We start from the raw sequence: 15,936 nt of genomic DNA, 5'->3' as shown, positions 1-15,936 counted from the left end.
ATGGTTTTGATCATAAGACGTTGATGAGGGTTTACATAGCCTTGAAGAGCAAGTTCGAGTTCGTCCTTTTTTCGCTTCAAGGTGCGCCTAGCAAAACTTGCTAGTTTTTCAGGATCATCTTCGCCATCTGCAATGGCACGCAGCATGTCGCGAGAGGAGAGACCCATTATATCAGAGACAACAGAACCGAGTTTAATGTTTGCTCCTTCAAGTACCTTCTGAATGCGATTGTGTTGTCTCGATCTCTCTTCAATGATACTGCGGCGATACCGAACAAGTTCTCGAAGTTCGCGTTGAGTTCTGTTTGGAATAAAGCTTGCTTTAAGTAGTCCATGGCGGAGAAGCTTGGCTATCCATTCCGAATCTTTGACATCTGTTTTACGTCCAGGTAATGCCTTCATATGCTGGGCATTAACCACTAAAAATTCAATACCTTCAGCTTCGAGCAGGTTGACGATGGGCTTCCAAAATACGCCTGTACTTTCCATTGCAACGTGAGAACATTCATGCTGTTTAATCCAGTCAATGAGTTGTAATAGATGTACCGTTTTCGTTGAGAACGTTTGAATCTCCTTTCCTTTAGACGTAAGAATACATGCTGTAATGTTATCTTTGTGAATATCCATACCGCATGCACGTTCAATGACGACCTCCACTAAAAAACATCCTCTCTCTACGGCTAATTCGGATAAGAGGCTGGTGCAACAACCAGAGTAGGATTAATCTCCCATGAGTGCTTCCCGAAAGGGAGCGACAATCTGTGATGCACCGTGATCGTTGGAGTCAGACTAACGGTTGGGCTCTAAGGCACCATAGCTCATCGACCTTCCTCTCCCAGCCATAGTAGAAGTATTGACGAATTGCTTAACCCATTTTCATGATCTGTGGTGCAGCGCTTGCGCTGCATGTATGGCTAACGGGCACGATAGCTCAATCATTACTCTACGGCACCGGCCAGAAGATCGGCTGCAGATTTCTCAATTAACGGACAGAATAATTGAGGGATTAAGCCCATTTGATCCATATGTTGCCCCGTATGAAAACATAAATTTGATGCAAGAGGCGATGTTGTTCGAATTGAACTCAAGGATAGAAGAGGCCGTCATGTTGATGTTTGGAATAACAGGAGCTTTTAGGATCGCCGTAATTCGGCAGTGTATTAGTTGTGGGGAAAATAATAATTACTGGAACTAAGAGAAAAGTGAAGTAAACAGGGAGTTGACTGTCGAGCACAGTTGCTCCTTTTTTCATTAAGTAACGACAGGATACTATATCGATGGGTAACCCCGATAGTTCCATATAAGGGAGCATATGCCTCGTAAACGAGCAGTTATCCTCAAAGCTTATTTATTTCTAAGACAAATTTCAACGTATTTTTCATTCGATATCAGATATAATGGGGAATAGTCCCGTTTTGTTCGGGGCTTAACGTTTTTCAACTTGGAGGTTATATATTAATGGAAACAGGTACTGTCAAATGGTTTAATGCAGAAAAAGGGTTTGGGTTTATTCAAAGGGAAAACGGCGACGATGTATTCGTTCATTTTTCTGCCATTCAAGGCGAGGGTTACAAATCTTTGGACGAAGGACAACGTGTTCAATTCGATGTTGTTAAAGGCCAACGGGGACCACAAGCAGAGAATGTTGTAAAACTGTAATATCAACATCTGAGCCTGTTCTTGACTAAATGTCAGGAACAGGCTTTTCACTAGTGAAGAAATATTTTCATATCTTTTTGATTTAGAGGAGATCAATTTGAAACGACCAATGTTAAGGGCTAAGGGAATCATCGCTCGTAAGGACGGAATAGCTGTATTGGTACAATGTGATAGAGAAGAAACGTTCTATCGCTTCTCTGGTAGGAGTATTGAATATGGAGAAACTGCAGCCGAAGCTATCAAGCGAGAGTTGCATGAAGAATTCGGTTTGCAATCAGAAATTGGTACACTTGCATGCCTCAATTAACAGCATCACATATTGCTGTAAGAAAAAGTTATGATGAAGTGTAAAATTCGTGCCTCTCTTTATTGCACAAAAGGTAGACGAAAACTCATAGGTTGACACAGCGCAGCTAATTATTTAGACCAAATTGAAGATCGTTGGGAGGAATATAAGTGATTCATCAGTTCATACCTCAGCATTACTTTAATACGATCGGTAATCATTCAGCAGTTTTAATGATTCAAGATAGGGATACAGTCATTACGACTACGGTTGATGCCAGAGGCTGGGACAATAACGGTGACAGTGCAGCAACTCGCGGGAATCCGATGACAGGACCTTTCTATGTAGAAGGAGCAATGCCCGGAGATACGCTAGCAGTTCGATTTGAATCAATAACTCCGAACCGCGATTGGGCTTGGACAACCAATATGCTTGCCCCATCAGTGATAGATCCAAATGTTTCCGTTACACTGTCTGCATCTGACATTGTACGCTGGACGGTGGATGTAGAGCAGGGTGTCGCTTTTCTTGAGGACCCTTCACCTAGTTTGGCCGGTTTGAAGCTGCCTTTGCGGCCTTTTCTAGGTTGTTTTGGTGTGGCGCCTACCAATGGTCAATGTATTTCAACTGCAACGAGCGGACAGTATGGCGGTAACATGGACTACAAAGGGCTGGTTGCAGGCACTACTGTCTATTTTCCAGTGTCGGTCGAAGGTGGATTGTTTTATCTGGGGGATGGTCATGCCTTGCAAGGCGATGGAGAAATCATCGGTACAGGTCTCGAAATATCGATGGATGTTCGGTTCACTGTAAGCGTTCAGAAAGGAAAAACAATTAGCTGGCCAAGAGGTGAAACCGATACTCATTGGTTCTGTATCGGCAATGCCCGGCCGCTTGAACAGGCGTTGCAACATGCAACTACCGAGATGTTCCGCCTGCTTCAAGAAGACATCGGGTTATCGTCCGTGGAAGCCAGCTTACTGCTGGGGCAAGCAGTTGAATATGAAATAGCTAATATGTTCAACCCAGCCTACACTGTAGTCTGCAAGCTGTCTAAATCATTTTTATCGACTGTTGCGAGAATCGATCAATGAATAATTTGACATGATTAAGTGCCGCGAAAATCGCGGCTTTTTTGTTTTATGGGATAAAGTTCTTGTCAAAAACAAATGACAAGAACTTTATCTTATTCCCGACGGAAGGCAGAGAGTAGTTTTTTTCAACCGATTAAGCTAACGGTCAGAATAAAGCAACTTTCAATAGTATGGCATGCTTTGTTAAAGGCTTATTGTCTTTAAGTTATTTGAAGAAAGTATAGCTGAACTCACGGAGATCGATAGCTCCTTGAACAACAAGTAGCGCGCGGCTGCCAGTAAAATTGGCGGCCGCGTTAAGCTATTTGGCAGTTTAGTGAACAAGATTTGAACATTAAAATTTTGGCTTTGTTTTTAGAATATTGTTGAAAATATATTAATTTTTAGGGGAGGTTATTATGCTTCCCTTAATTAGCTTTTTATGAACAATACGCACTAATAAAGCTGTACATTATGCTCATAATCCATATGATATCGAGAGCATTATTTCAAGAAAAACTTGACAACCAACTCAAAGGAAAGTAATCTTTCCTCTATAGAGGATATAATCTACTATAGTATTTTGGGGGTGCGTATGGTTTCAGCAAGCGAAACTATTAGTAGAAACTTAAAAAGAATTCGGCAAGAAAGAAATCTTACATTAGATGATTTAGCTATATTAACTGGTGTCAGCAAGAGTATGCTGAGTGAAATTGAACGTTGCACAAAAAGTCCCACAATATCTGTGCTTGAAAAGATATGTGAGGGGATTAATGTTCCACTCGCTCAACTTACGCATACCGAAACGCCTCAAATATCTATTGCTACAAATGATACCATTAAACATTATTCTGCATGGGATGGATTTGAATTATTTGTTTTATTTGAATTTGACCCAAATAAAAAGTTTGAAATATTTCGTCATGTAATTGCTCCCCATTCTGAACGTGTGTCCGAGCGCCATGAATCAGGTATCAGGGAATATATTATCTGTACAAAGGGCGTTTTTAGTGTACAAGTTGAAGATAAAACGTTTCATTTGCAAGAGGGTGAAGCAATACAGTTTCTTGCAAATTGCAAACATAAATATATGAACTCAACAAATCAAGATGTAAATATTGTTATGCTTCTATATCATGAATAGAAGGGGTCTTCTACTATAAATAACTATGTGAAAAGAACAATTAGGTTGATATTTGGACTTTTTTTATATGCACTCGGTTCTTTTTTAAGTATACAGGCTAACATAGGCTTAGCCCCTTGGGAAGCATTCAGTATGGGGGCGGCTTATCTGACCCATATATCGTATGGCAATATCGTTGTCATTTCTGGCTTTGTGATCCTTGCCATTGATTTTGTGTTTAAGGAGAAAATTGGATTTGGTACAATTCTCAACGCTATACTGATAGGAAAGTTTGTGGATTTAATTCAATTTGCCAATATTGTTCCCTTGATGTCCAATTTTTGGCTTGGCATACTAATGCTCCTGTCAGGACAAATTGTTATCTGCGTTGGAAGCTATTTTTATATTGGTGCATCCCTCGGTTGTGGACCCCGCGATGCACTCATGGTTGCACTTGGAAAGCGTATGTCAAAAGCACCCGTTGGAGTAATACGAGGTTTAATAGAAGGTACCGTTCTTATTATTGGATGGCTGTTAGGTGCAAAGGTAGGTATGGGCACAGTAATATCTGTATTTGGTATTGGACTTATTTTGGAATTCACTTTTAAATTACTACGCTTTGATGTGAAAAATATTGAGCATGAGAGTGTAGCTGAAACAGTAAAAACAATGAAATCTAGCACTTTGTGAAGCGTTTTACTTAAAGTAACGGACACGCTAGTTGAATGCCCAGTTTTAAAACCTCCTATTAGAAGCAAACTAGGATTAATTGCTCTAATAGGAGGTTTTATTATGATTTTAAGTGAACTTTGGCATCATTATGAAGCGGACAAGAGAATTCAAGGGCTTAGTCCAAATACGTTGAAAGCTTATGCTTTGCAGCTCAAGATGCTGGTTACGAATCTAGGAGATATAGATATTTCCGAGGTAACTCTGAATCTATTGAAGGGATATCTGGCTAAGCAGGCCGATCGATTAAAGCCAAGTAGCCTGGGACACCGCATTCGTTTTGTGTCTTCCCTATATCGTTTTGCATTTGAAGAAACCTATTTAGCTTCCAACCCATCGCTTAAACTACGCGAGCGCGAATTCCTAAGTTTTGATGGAGGAAGATGTCACTCATCTGAAGATCTCATGTCAGTCACTAAGAGAAAGAGCATTGCTTGATTTCTCTACAGTATGGGTTGCCGTATTGGAGAGGTCGAGAAGCTAAGCATGAGGATCTGAGCTGGGAGAACTGCTCTGCCATTGTAAATGGGAAGGGTTCAAAGCAAAGAGAAATTTATTTCACTACTGAGTGTAAAGTATGGTTGAAGAAGTATTTATCCAATCGTAAAGACTCCTGTAAAGCTTTATTTGTTACTGATACAAAGCCGGTTAAGCGTATGGCCATTCCAACGCTCAGGTGGGCATTAGGCAAATGTGTATCCCCAAACATTACGGTACGGATATACATAGTCGCTCTATTTTTGGTGCAAATGAATACTTAGACGGATTTAATATCTATCAATCATCAAATGGGTACAAACATATATTAACTTATGGAATGTCAGAGCTATACACTGATGAAGAATCCTTTGGTGGTGAGTGGAGTCGTTGGGGATACGAGATGACATTCAAACTTAATGAAGAATCAACGGATAATTGTCTTTGGTCGATTGATATGCTATCGAACCTTGCTCGGTATACATATGCTAAAAAGAGGGTATTTGAACCGCTACAATTTATATCAGGCAATGGGAAATCCATAAATACTATAGGAAAACATGCAGCTTTTTATCTCATCCGAAAGCTCCCCTTTCTCCCCTGCTTCCTAGAAGGTTAAACGTAAAAATAGGCGACTGCCAGATGGTTGCCTATTTTTATTTCTTCTGCCATTCCGCGAGCGATTCAAAAATAATGAGGCAAGATTCAACAAGCGTGCGTGGATGGACACGAAATTCGCCTGGTTTGGAGGAATTGAGACAGCGGGGCGAGGAATGCTGTATAAATTAGTGTTTCAACAAATCAGGCCGAGCTTCTTTGAAAGGTAAAGATGATTAAGCCAAACCAAATACTGAAATTCGTAATTTAGAGGATTCAGAGGTGAGTATGAAAATATTTAGGTATCAGGGTTTTTTACCATTTGTTTTCGTCAGTAAATATGTCGTAATAAGCATCCAAAAACGTGATCATAGTAAATATTTGATATAAATTTAATTAAAATGTAAAATATCTAAAAATAGTATATTTATGGGGTGATGATATTTGGGACGAGATAAGAATTTGGATCACTTAAAAAGATTGCATGATGAGATTTGGGCTAATCTGCAGGAACATGATGAGATATTTATAAATAACTTTTTAAACAGCTCATTGAATCGATTGAAGAGAAACTCGTCACTGAGTAGTAGTATAGGTAAGTCTTTAAAAGAATTATTTAAAACTCCATTATTTTGGATTTGCATTTTGGCAGTAATACTAATTGTTCCCTTAGGTTTAGCATTAATAATTTGGGTTCTCAGTTTAAGCGATTGAAGTATATCCTATTTTGAGTTGTATTAATTGATGTTAATAATAAATGCAGGCCCTCTAACTTTTATTGGAGTTAAGGGCCTGAACCACCATATATAGAGAATCATTGCAGATTGATTTAAGATTATTGGTAGCCGTTCCCTGAGACATTATCTCCATCGACCGAACTAAGGTTAGTTATTTTAACTGTAACACCTTTCGGAGGAGTGAAGGTGGTAGATACATGAATACTGTCATTGAACCATGTACCATCTTTTGGATAATAGCCTGTAACGATTTTTTCGCCTTTCACGTCATCAGAGAAAAAACCTTTAACCACTATTTGATATTTGGTAGATCTAGCAGTTGAAAAACCAGGTAAGTATTGATATCCATTAATCGTGAGATCAAGACTAGTCATATCAAATGTTGAATTACTATAATAACTGCCATTTGGACTTAAGAAACTAGGAGCCCAATATGTAACACTTGCTGCAAAAATAGATTGGACATTCAGGGTAAGTACAGCAACCAGAGATGAAATAGCTATCACATATGCTTTCATTTTTCTCATTAAGTGCCTCTCCTTTTGAAATAAATATTTTTATTCTTTTGTTTCAACACCGGTAATATAAAGTTTCCAGCTTCCGTTATCCTTAATTAATGGTAAATCTAGTGTTTGAGATTTACCATTTCCTTTTCTTATTAACTTAAGGGATACAATTAAATTGTTATCATCAACTTTTTTTACGGTTGTAATCACCGCTTTTTCAAAAGGATCATTACTAAACATAGTGGCATAAGCCGTCTTTTGCTCTTCGAGCGAGTTGAAACGAGAATCCTTTACCCATTTTATCAGTTCGTTTACATCATGTTTCTCAATTGCATCGATATAATTCGTTACAGACTGCTTTGCTGCTTGAACGTCAGGAATTGCAGCTTCAGATGATGGGGCAGAAAACCATATCGCTGATGCAATTACAGCAATAGCGGCAGCTCCTAAAGTTACGAGTTTGATAGTTTTCATTAATTAATCCTCCTATAAATTGGATTTATAATAATAAATTATCATAATATGCTATTTTATGTAAATATTAATCTGTAGAAAAATATCACTTTTTTAAAATTATTTAAGATATTTATCGAAATCTCTGGCCAGTTTAAGAAAAAATGCGAAGCGCCAAGAAATATTTCAGCAAGTTAAAAAAGCAAGAAGGTGCAAATTGATTTAAAGTTAAAGTAAACGCGCTACAGTAAATCGTAAATATTAACAATAAAACAGCTGATGGGAATAAAACGGCAGCTGTTTTATTTGAACTGTTGGGCAGGTTTGCTCAACAAAGAGGATAGAATATTTTTAGGGATAATGTCGGCCAACTTTCATATCTGCACAAGAAAATACTGGACTTATCGTTCCGGAAAATATATGCTGTACCTACGGAAACGGAGGGAGAACCATGGGACGCTACAAAGAGTTTGATAAAGAAGCGGTGCTTCATAAAGCGATGCTCGTTTTTTGGAAGAAGGGCTACGAAGCGGCAAGCATTCCCGATTTGCTGGAAGCGATGGATCTTAGCAGATCAAGTCTGTACGAAACGTTTGGGGACAAACAAACGCTTTATATCGAGGCGATCAACTGGTATAAGAAGTGGAAGCAAGCCAAACGGGATATCCTTGTCAATGCGACATCCGCAAGATCGGGAATCCGGCAGTACTTCGAGCTACACATCGATTCCGCCTTGGACGGCGAGTCGCCGAAGGGCTGTCTCATTACTAATGCAGCAGTCGGCATGGATTCGCCAGATGAGCAACTGAATGCGTTGATCAGGGAGCGGTTTGACGAGTTGGAGAAATCCTTCTACGAGCTGCTGCGCAAAGGTCAGGAGACGGGAGAAATCATCCCGGAGAAAGATATCAAGACTTTATCGTATCTGCTCTCAAACCTGAATCATAGTATTAATATCGTTGCGAAGGTGCAGGGTGACCGCAGCAAGATGCAGCAGATGATGGACACGGTGCTGGAAATACTGTAAATTTTTTTTGATTATTTCGGAACGATTGTTCCAGTAATTTATTTGACCAGCAAAGGAGTTCTTTCTATGCATTCAGCTTTAATTCCAACGGAGAAATCCATTTCGGCATCGCTGATTTTTATCCTGGCAGCCGCCTGCGGCATCATCGCGGCGAATCTTTATTATGCTCAACCATTGGTAGGTCCGATCGGTTCGACTATCGGGCTCTCCTCCGGGGCTGCCGCACTCATCGTTACAATGACCCAAGTCGGCTACGGGATAGGCTTGTTATTTATCGTACCACTGGGAGACATCCTAGAAAATCGTAAGCTGATCGTTTCGTCATTGCTCCTCACAGCCGCAGTTTTGACAATTGCAGCTGTAATCAAAAGCGCTGTCCTGTTCCTTATCGCTTCACTCGTGATCGGAGTAGGTTCCGTCGCAGCGCAAATCCTTGTGCCGTATGCGGCTCATCTTTCGGGTGAAGCCGTGCGCGGTCGCAATGTGGGCAATGTCATGAGCGGGCTGCTTCTGGGGATTATGCTCGCGCGTCCCATTTCAAGCTTGGTGGCGGAGTATATGGGCTGGCGCGCCGTCTATTTCATCTCCGCAGCACTGATTTTCGCGCTGGCTCTTGTATTGGCAAAGGCACTACCTTCAAGGCAGCCTTCGACTGCCACAGCTTACCCGGCGCTGCTGCACTCCATGCTGCATCTGCTGAAGACGACACCGGCATTACGCCGGAGGGCAATTTATCATGCTTGTGTATTCGGGACGTTCAGTTTGTTTTGGACTACAGTCCCGTTGGTATTGACAAGTCCGGCGTTTCATTTTACTCAGAAGGAGGTCGCTCTGTTCGCATTAGTCGGGGTAATGGGGGCAATTGCGGCGCCAGTGGCGGGCCGTTTGGCGGACCGTGGGTGGGTTCGTCCGGCGACAGGCTGGGCATTGGCCATTGTCATCTTGTCCGGGCTGCTTCCCTTGGTGGTTCCATCGGGTTCTAAAATCGCGGTCCCCCTCCTTGTAGTTGCGGCCATTTTACTCGACCTGGGGGTATCCGCCAACATGGTTCTCGGGCAGCGGGTGATTTTCTCATTAGGGGCGGAAATTCGCAGTCGGCTTAACGGTTTGTATATGGCCATTTTCTTTTTAGGGGGCGCTATCGGCTCTGCGGCAGGGGGATGGGCTTATGCAACGGGGGGCTGGGAGGCGGCGCTGCTGATCGGGATCGCCTTACCGGCCATCGCTATAGCGTATTATGCGACGGAGTATAGAAAGTAATATTCCGCATAACCTTGACCACATTTAAAAAACATCGTCTAAATCGTTATCTATTAGCATTTATCAAAATGTCATTCGAAGCCGCGGTGTACTAAAAAATCAGGAATGGGATGAAGTTCTTGTCATTTATGACATCAAGTTCTTGTCAACCGGCATTAAAAGAAGAACCCCCAAAGTGCTCTTTTTGCAAAATTATTTACTTCGCAGAATAATGGTTCTGCGAAGTAAATAATAAAGAAGCGAATGAAGCCGCGCGATTATTGGTTCCCCTGGTGAAGATCTGGTGCTCGCCGCTTGCTATTGTAACACGTGGCAACAAGGGGAACCTATTCTAGATTGGCATGCATACCAAGCATGGACGTTGCGTCAATTTCCAATCGATCCATTAAACGTAGGACAACAGCGTCGAGCAGCAGCAAGGCGGTTTGCTCGTATAGGGAGCCCATCGGCTGAATGGTGGAGGAAGCGCGGTCAGCTTCTTCCTTTGCGGCAGCGGCGATACGGACTATCAAGTCAGCTGAGCAACCAATCGCAGATTCAGGATTTGTTGTGATCAGGGCGATGGAGGCTCCTATGCTAGTTGCTTTGACGGCCATGGAGACAAGGCTTTTCGTTTCACCGGAGCCGGATCCGATGATCAGCAGATCCTCCTTGCCGATTCCCGGAGTTACGGCTTCGCCGACAACGCTAGCTTGCAGCCCCATGTGCATGAGACGCATGGCGAATGCGCGCAATATAAGTCCAGACCGGCCGGCGCCGGCTGTGAAAATCCGCCTGGCTCGAAGAATGCCTTCAACTAACGCCTCGGCTTGCCCCTCGTCTATTCGGTTCACACTGCGGACCAACTCTTTCAATATTTCATCGTTGTAGTGAGTGACGTTGACGGCCATGGTGGTTAACCTTGTTTAACCAGCTTTTGCATCTGGGAGGCGACGGCCTTCTTATCTTCGTGGCTGGTGATGCCTCCCCCGACGATGACAAGGTCGGGCTTCGCTTTAATAACCTCGGGCAGCGTGTCCAATTTGATGCCTCCGGCAATGGCGGTTTTGGCCTGCTTCACGACACGTTTGATCGTCATAAGCTCCTCGAAGGAGTTTTTGCCGGCTGCTTGATGATCGTAACCGGAGTGTACACAGATATAATCAACGCCGAGGCCATCGATCTCTTTGGCACGTTCTTCCATATTTTTCACATTGATCATATCAACCATGATTTTTTTATTGCTCTTCCTAGCTTCCGCAACAGCGCCCTGAATCGTGGAATTGTCCGAAACGCCCAGAACAGTAATAATGTCTGCTCCTGCTTCAGAGGCTTTCAGTACCTCATAGCCGCCTGCATCCATAATTTTCAAATCAGCTAGGACACTGAGGTTGGGGAAAGCTTCTTTGATTTCTTTGACCGCCCGAAGGCCTTCATTAATAACTACAGGAGTGCCAATTTCTACAATATCAATGAACGGCTCAACTTCCTTTACAACTTCTTTGGCTTCCGAAATGTTAACAAGGTCTAACGCTAACTGTAATTCCATACGATACCTCTTCTCCCATATATTATTATTTCCTTTTCGTAGCCTTATTGTAAATTGTAACTTTCCATATAGGAAGTACGCACTTCAAAGTGGTATAGTCACCGGAAGTATACTAATGGAGAAATAGTCGCTGCCTACGGCTTCATGCATTATAATAGGGGGAGAAGGAGGCGGCTCAATGGCGAGTGAATTGAAAGAACGAATTAATCTAAAAGAGATTAATTGCGAAAAGGAATTAACGCTTGCTGTGATCGGCGGCAAATGGAAGCTTATCATTTTGTGGCACCTCGGACTGGAGGGAACGAAGCGTTTCAGTGAGCTGAAAAAGCTAATCCCGTCCATTACGCAAAAAATGCTTACGAACCAGCTGCGCGAGTTAGAAGAGGATCGGCTGGTTGATAGAAAAGTGTATGCGCAAGTGCCTCCCCGCGTTGAATATACGCTATCTGCTCATGGGGAAAGCTTGATGCCAATCCTGCAATTAATGTACAGCTGGGGCAAGGATTACGGCGATAACGTGGTATGGAACAACAACGCATAATGAACTGGGATGGGGGGCGGTTGGAGGAGCTGACCCTGCCTCCTGAACGACAGCTGGCACGGAGGAGTAAGGTAGTAAGGTCGGAAAACTAAAGCTGTAATCTGGATTTTTCAGTTAAACGGGGCACGATTGTGCAGAGAATAAAAAAACGACTGGATAATATTAACAGATGTTATTACCTTCTCCATTTTCACCGGAAGCCTTAATTCCCTCTGCTATAATCACACTAGATATACACTATGTTATATATATTATTTGGATGGGTGGCGATGGTTAGGTAAGAGTCTTTATACACAGGGTGAATTTTTATTTGATGATGACTATTACAATAGAAAAATTATTTGAGTTTTACATTAATACGATTAAGAATTGTGGAACTTCTTGCTAAGTTCGAAGGATTCCGTAATTGGATACAAATCAATCGGATGAGATATTTATCAAATGCTTTAAATAATAAACCTCATTAATTTGTTATGTCGCATGAGATGCTCATAAATGGAATCTATTGCTGGGGCAAAATCTTAAGCAACGTGGCTGCCGGCATGACTGGATATCCTCGTAAAAACAGCGTATAACTTTGGATAAGTTACACGCTGTTTTTTTTGCATATGCTTCGTTCGATGTGAGCAGCGTTATTATTCTTGTTTATTACCCTTATTTTTATTGTGTACTTTGCCGTTCTCTTTTTCCGCACCGGCATGCCCACTATTGCTCCATTTTTCTTTTTCTTGATCGGATCTATTTTTGTCCTGGTTGTCTTTATTCTTTTTCGTATGATCTGCTTTTTCCTCGGCAGAGTCATCTTGGATTTCCTTGATAGAGACAGACTCGCTTCTAACTTGGGTCACGACAGGTAATGGAACGGATGACGGAGCTGCTGATGGCACTGCCGATGGAACTGCGGATGGAACAATTGAAGCAACTGGTTGTTGCTCAACTTTAGTTGTTACCTCCTCATTCGTCTGGCCCTGATGCGCTTTCTTTTCGATTTTGGAAAGCTTTTTATCTAAATGGGCAAACGATTTTTCTATATTTTTCAATAGAGCTGACTGGGCTTTCGGATTACCTACTTTTTCCAAAGCTGAAGCTAAAGCTAGAATATTGTGCTGCAGATCGGTTTTCACCTTCAGTACCTGCTCAGGATGTTTCACTTCCTTTTCAGGAACATTCTCATCTTCAGTGTCTGTTTGATCAGAATCTATTGTCTGCTCAGTACCCCAATCTGCAGTAGTTTTAACCTCTGCATCAGTACCCGTCGATGGTGTTGCTGTTGCAGCGGGTGCAGACGTATCAGTTGTCGACAATCCGGATGCCTGTTCTGTTTTTTGAATCGCAGATTGTTGTGTTTCTAGCGACTTCTTAAGAGAAAGATTGGCCTCATTCGTTTTCCCCTTAGCTAATAAGGCATTCGTTTCTGCCAATCTTTCTTGGGCAAATGTGGCAAGCAGTCTTGCCTCCTTTACGTCATTAACAGTAAGGGCTAATTGAATATTTTCGTATATGGTTTTTACGAAGTAAAAGAAGTCTCCAGGCAATAAACTCAAAGTCTGCGTTTCAGATTTTGTAGAGTCTGCTGTACTTTGGGAGACATTCATAGATGCGGGCGTAGAAGAAGGAGTAGATGTTGGAATCTCCGAAGCCATTACACCGCCTGTGCCTACGCTAAATACGAGTATGCTGATTAAGGCGCTCTTTGTGAGAAGGTTGTATCTTTTTGTTTTCTTTGTCAACTTTACTTTCATGTCTATGACCACCTCATTGTATGTAATCTGTCGGCCGATACTAAGGTATACGAGAGTCAAAATTATTTTTAGGGGGCAGGTAGATTTAAGTTGAAATTCGGCCAACCCTACAAAATCAGAGTGTGATGCCGAATATACTTACTGTTAACAAAGAGGAGGAAAAAAGATGAAAAAAAGATGGATGGTTATCGCGTCATGTGTACTGGCAACAAGTCTTATGGCGGGATCGGCATTGGCAAAATCGGAAACCGGCCAATCGAATGAGGGTAAGTCTGATGTTGTAAAAGTTAACGTTGATCTCAAGGTGAAAGCTGATGGGGTAGCGACTGTTACATCCGATACATATGGCAATCAAGGCCATAACGGATATAAAGGGCTGCTAAACGCGATTAACAATGTGAATGACAAACCTGCAGGGGCTGTTATTGCAGACTTGCTTTTAACCAAATATGAGACCCAACTCACGGCTGAAAAGAAAGCGGAACTTGAGGCTATTAAAGAAAAGGACGCAGCTTTATCAGTGGTTGCCGATCTGTTGGATCAGAGCGGCAGCGTAACTGACGCCGTATACGTTCAAAAGGAAGCAATTTTAGCAAACGTTAAGAACCTTGACTCTTACAAAAAACTTGGCAAATTGTACGATAAGCTAGGTAAAAAGGGAGTAAAATTATACGTTAACGGTGAAGAGCCTGTTTTCGAAGTAGCTCCGTTTATTCGTGAAGGCAACACACTAGTTCCATTCCGTGCGATTTCTGAAGCTCTAAAAGCAACGGTTACTTGGAACGCAGAAGAGCGTTCGGTTACTGTTACACGCGATGGTATTACTGTGAAACTATTTATTGATAGCAAGACAGCAACTGTCAACGGCAAAGAAGTGACACTAGAGGTTCCAGCAGCAATTGAACAGGGCAGCACGGTTGTGCCGGTTCGTTTTGTGAGTGAAGCCTTGAAGGCAGCTGTGAAATGGGAAGCAGAAACCCAATCAGTCGTCATTTACGAAGAATAGTCCGAAATAATTAGAGAGCCATCCGGGAACGGATGGTCCTTTTCTTTGTAGGGCATCTCTTGTGGCTTTGTAGAAGTGAATAATGATGTATCAAATTGTACACAATATCTTTCGACGGTGTAAACAGAGAGGTGTTGTGTCGTGGATAACTACACAGCCAGGGAAGAAGTTGTTGACTCCATATAGAAGCGAGGAGATGTGCCGCAGAGTGCTTATGTAGTCTTCTGACTGCTTAGTGTGATGATGGTAAGAACCAAGCGGAGTAAGGATCAAAGCTAAAGTACCAATAATCTATTCACCGTCAAGAAGGACCTCGAAAGGGGTCCTTTTTTCTACGCAAGAGAAGAGTTTCTTGAATAAACCCAAAAAATGTATAGCGTATACTGCTAGACAGAAGTGCACACTATTGATATTCCAAGTAAAGAAACAAGTATAGATGGGCTAATGCATGTCACAAAAAAATCAATCGAATCAAGAAATAGGCAAGCTAAGGTGGAATAATTATGTAGTCATCTTGTTGCAAAAATTATCTATAAGGCTTAAACACTGTTAGGAGTGATTTCTATGGTAAATGTCTTAGAAGTGGCCATTGATACGATTAAATCATTGACCAATGAAGAGAAGCCCAAACCACTTCATGTAGGGGAAGTTATGGCTTGTTGGATTTACTTGGCAGGTCTTGAAGTTGCCAAAGTTACCGTTCAGGCAGGCATGAACACTACCAATGATACGGAACTTCTAGCGATGCTTAAAGAAGATTTGGAACTCAATAATAGACAGCGTGAACAGCTTTATACGTTCATGCTTAATGAAGGTATTACACTACCGCAGGGACATGAAGACATGCCCCCGACAGATCCTAATACAGTTCCGCTTGGTGTTAAACTAACGGATGGTGTCATAGCCAATGAGTTATCTCTCAAAATTGTTAGTTTGACTATCCGCGCGGCGACGGCCAATGCAGAATCAATTCGAACCGATTTTGGATTGATATTTCTCCAATTCCATGCTGAAAAAGTAATATTGGGATCAAAATTAAAACAACTCATGATGAAACGGGGTTGGATTAAAATACCTCCATTTTTCATTTCTCCTGGATCGGGGCATCTTTAAATATAAGTAATTTTATTATTCTCTTCAGTCGAGGAAGAGGTCTCCTTTACAATCCAGCTTGATTACTATGTGTAAGCTAA

Annotated in this window: 18 protein-coding genes; 12 read left to right on the top strand and 6 right to left on the bottom strand. The window is 41.9% G+C overall.

All coding sequences use genetic code 11. The features are described from left to right. Positions 1-656: IS110 family RNA-guided transposase (locus O9139_RS24065; protein WP_270884296.1), on the bottom strand; the 656-nt coding region annotated here is incomplete at its 3' end. A gap of 801 nt (positions 657-1,457) precedes the next feature. On the opposite strand from O9139_RS24065, the gene O9139_RS24060 reads away from it, so the two are divergent. The 7 genes from O9139_RS24060 to O9139_RS24030 all read left to right on the top strand — a co-directional run bounded on the left by O9139_RS24060 (position 1,458) and on the right by O9139_RS24030 (position 5,965). Beyond that, positions 1,458-1,658, top strand: a complete 201-nt coding sequence (locus tag O9139_RS24060; protein WP_270884295.1) for a cold-shock protein — start codon at positions 1,458-1,460, stop codon at positions 1,656-1,658. 97 nt (positions 1,659-1,755) lie between these two features. Beyond that, positions 1,756-1,965 (top strand): NUDIX domain-containing protein, encoded by a 210-nt coding sequence (locus O9139_RS24055; protein WP_270884294.1) that lies wholly within the window; start codon positions 1,756-1,758, stop codon positions 1,963-1,965. Between the two features lie 149 nt (positions 1,966-2,114). Continuing rightward, positions 2,115-3,038: an acetamidase/formamidase family protein gene (locus O9139_RS24050; RefSeq protein WP_270884293.1), complete on the top strand. Its 924-nt coding sequence runs from the start codon at positions 2,115-2,117 to the stop codon at positions 3,036-3,038. Positions 3,039-3,612: 574 nt separating this feature from the next. Continuing rightward, the gene (locus O9139_RS24045; RefSeq protein WP_270884292.1) at positions 3,613-4,161 is read left to right on the top strand and encodes a helix-turn-helix domain-containing protein; all 549 of its coding nucleotides are present in this window, start codon (positions 3,613-3,615) and stop codon (positions 4,159-4,161) included. Between the two features lie 132 nt (positions 4,162-4,293). After that, positions 4,294-4,830, top strand: a complete 537-nt coding sequence (locus O9139_RS24040; protein ID WP_270884291.1) for a YczE/YyaS/YitT family protein — start codon at positions 4,294-4,296, stop codon at positions 4,828-4,830. Positions 4,831-4,932: 102 nt separating this feature from the next. After that, positions 4,933-5,307 (top strand): site-specific integrase, encoded by a 375-nt coding sequence (locus O9139_RS24035; RefSeq protein WP_270884290.1) that lies wholly within the window; start codon positions 4,933-4,935, stop codon positions 5,305-5,307. A 253-nt stretch (positions 5,308-5,560) separates the two neighbouring features. Then, complete coding sequence (locus O9139_RS24030) at positions 5,561-5,965, top strand: suppressor of fused domain protein (protein WP_270884289.1); 405 nt, start codon at positions 5,561-5,563, stop codon at positions 5,963-5,965. Between the two features lie 813 nt (positions 5,966-6,778). Here O9139_RS24030 and O9139_RS24025 read toward each other — a convergent pair. Both O9139_RS24025 and O9139_RS24020 read right to left on the bottom strand, forming a co-directional pair. Next, complete coding sequence (locus O9139_RS24025; RefSeq protein WP_270884288.1) at positions 6,779-7,207, bottom strand: hypothetical protein; 429 nt, start codon at positions 7,205-7,207, stop codon at positions 6,779-6,781. A 30-nt stretch (positions 7,208-7,237) separates the two neighbouring features. Next, the gene (locus O9139_RS24020; protein WP_270884287.1) at positions 7,238-7,660 is read right to left on the bottom strand and encodes a hypothetical protein; all 423 of its coding nucleotides are present in this window, start codon (positions 7,658-7,660) and stop codon (positions 7,238-7,240) included. Positions 7,661-8,090: 430 nt separating this feature from the next. Here O9139_RS24020 and O9139_RS24015 point away from each other — a divergent pair, with 430 nt between their 5' ends. Beyond that, positions 8,091-8,666: a TetR/AcrR family transcriptional regulator gene (locus O9139_RS24015; RefSeq protein ID WP_270884286.1), complete on the top strand. Its 576-nt coding sequence runs from the start codon at positions 8,091-8,093 to the stop codon at positions 8,664-8,666. A gap of 66 nt (positions 8,667-8,732) precedes the next feature. Next, positions 8,733-9,926 (top strand): MFS transporter, encoded by a 1,194-nt coding sequence (locus O9139_RS24010; RefSeq protein ID WP_270884285.1) that lies wholly within the window; start codon positions 8,733-8,735, stop codon positions 9,924-9,926. 326 nt (positions 9,927-10,252) lie between these two features. Here the strand turns inward: O9139_RS24010 and hxlB are convergent, their stop codons facing one another. Beyond that, entirely contained in the window at positions 10,253-10,816 is a 564-nt protein-coding gene (gene hxlB, locus O9139_RS24005) for a 6-phospho-3-hexuloisomerase (RefSeq protein WP_270884284.1), read from the bottom strand. Positions 10,817-10,821: 5 nt separating this feature from the next. Next, the gene (gene hxlA / locus O9139_RS24000) at positions 10,822-11,454 is read right to left on the bottom strand and encodes a 3-hexulose-6-phosphate synthase (protein ID WP_270884283.1); all 633 of its coding nucleotides are present in this window, start codon (positions 11,452-11,454) and stop codon (positions 10,822-10,824) included. Between the two features lie 178 nt (positions 11,455-11,632). Here hxlA and O9139_RS23995 point away from each other — a divergent pair, with 178 nt between their 5' ends. Continuing rightward, positions 11,633-11,995 carry a winged helix-turn-helix transcriptional regulator gene (locus O9139_RS23995; RefSeq protein WP_270884282.1) on the top strand — a complete coding sequence of 121 codons (363 nt, stop codon included), beginning with the start codon at positions 11,633-11,635 and terminating at the stop codon, positions 11,993-11,995. Between the two features lie 635 nt (positions 11,996-12,630). Here O9139_RS23995 and O9139_RS23990 read toward each other — a convergent pair. After that, positions 12,631-13,737, bottom strand: a complete 1,107-nt coding sequence (locus tag O9139_RS23990) for a DUF5667 domain-containing protein (protein WP_270884281.1) — start codon at positions 13,735-13,737, stop codon at positions 12,631-12,633. 166 nt (positions 13,738-13,903) lie between these two features. Between O9139_RS23990 and O9139_RS23985 the strand changes: the two genes are divergently transcribed. Beyond that, positions 13,904-14,743, top strand: a complete 840-nt coding sequence (locus O9139_RS23985; protein WP_270884280.1) for a copper amine oxidase N-terminal domain-containing protein — start codon at positions 13,904-13,906, stop codon at positions 14,741-14,743. Positions 14,744-15,307: 564 nt separating this feature from the next. Continuing rightward, entirely contained in the window at positions 15,308-15,856 is a 549-nt protein-coding gene (locus tag O9139_RS23980) for a DUF3231 family protein (RefSeq protein ID WP_270884279.1), read from the top strand. Positions 15,857-15,936 lie beyond the last annotated feature (80 nt).

Origin of the sequence: Paenibacillus aestuarii, assembly GCF_027789125.1 — a bacterium.
Taxonomy (GTDB): Bacteria; Bacillota; Bacilli; order Paenibacillales; family NBRC-103111; genus Paenibacillus_E; species Paenibacillus_E aestuarii.
This window is presented reverse-complemented; position numbering and strand designations above follow the sequence as displayed.

Coding starts and splice junctions, on each gene's coding strand:
- O9139_RS24025 (WP_270884288.1), bottom strand. CDS start 7,207: ATGAGAAAAATGAAAGCATATGTGATAGCTATTTCATCTCTGGTTGCT.
- hxlA (WP_270884283.1), bottom strand. CDS start 11,454: ATGGAATTACAGTTAGCGTTAGACCTTGTTAACATTTCGGAAGCCAAA.
- O9139_RS23995 (WP_270884282.1), top strand. CDS start 11,633: ATGGCGAGTGAATTGAAAGAACGAATTAATCTAAAAGAGATTAATTGC.
- O9139_RS23985 (WP_270884280.1), top strand. CDS start 13,904: ATGAAAAAAAGATGGATGGTTATCGCGTCATGTGTACTGGCAACAAGT.
- O9139_RS23980 (WP_270884279.1), top strand. CDS start 15,308: ATGGTAAATGTCTTAGAAGTGGCCATTGATACGATTAAATCATTGACC.
- O9139_RS24060 (WP_270884295.1), top strand. CDS start 1,458: ATGGAAACAGGTACTGTCAAATGGTTTAATGCAGAAAAAGGGTTTGGG.
- O9139_RS24035 (WP_270884290.1), top strand. CDS start 4,933: ATGATTTTAAGTGAACTTTGGCATCATTATGAAGCGGACAAGAGAATT.
- O9139_RS24010 (WP_270884285.1), top strand. CDS start 8,733: ATGCATTCAGCTTTAATTCCAACGGAGAAATCCATTTCGGCATCGCTG.
- O9139_RS23990 (WP_270884281.1), bottom strand. CDS start 13,737: ATGAAAGTAAAGTTGACAAAGAAAACAAAAAGATACAACCTTCTCACA.
- O9139_RS24040 (WP_270884291.1), top strand. CDS start 4,294: ATGGGGGCGGCTTATCTGACCCATATATCGTATGGCAATATCGTTGTC.
- O9139_RS24020 (WP_270884287.1), bottom strand. CDS start 7,660: ATGAAAACTATCAAACTCGTAACTTTAGGAGCTGCCGCTATTGCTGTA.
- O9139_RS24045 (WP_270884292.1), top strand. CDS start 3,613: ATGGTTTCAGCAAGCGAAACTATTAGTAGAAACTTAAAAAGAATTCGG.
- O9139_RS24030 (WP_270884289.1), top strand. CDS start 5,561: ATGTGTATCCCCAAACATTACGGTACGGATATACATAGTCGCTCTATT.
- O9139_RS24015 (WP_270884286.1), top strand. CDS start 8,091: ATGGGACGCTACAAAGAGTTTGATAAAGAAGCGGTGCTTCATAAAGCG.
- hxlB (WP_270884284.1), bottom strand. CDS start 10,816: ATGGCCGTCAACGTCACTCACTACAACGATGAAATATTGAAAGAGTTG.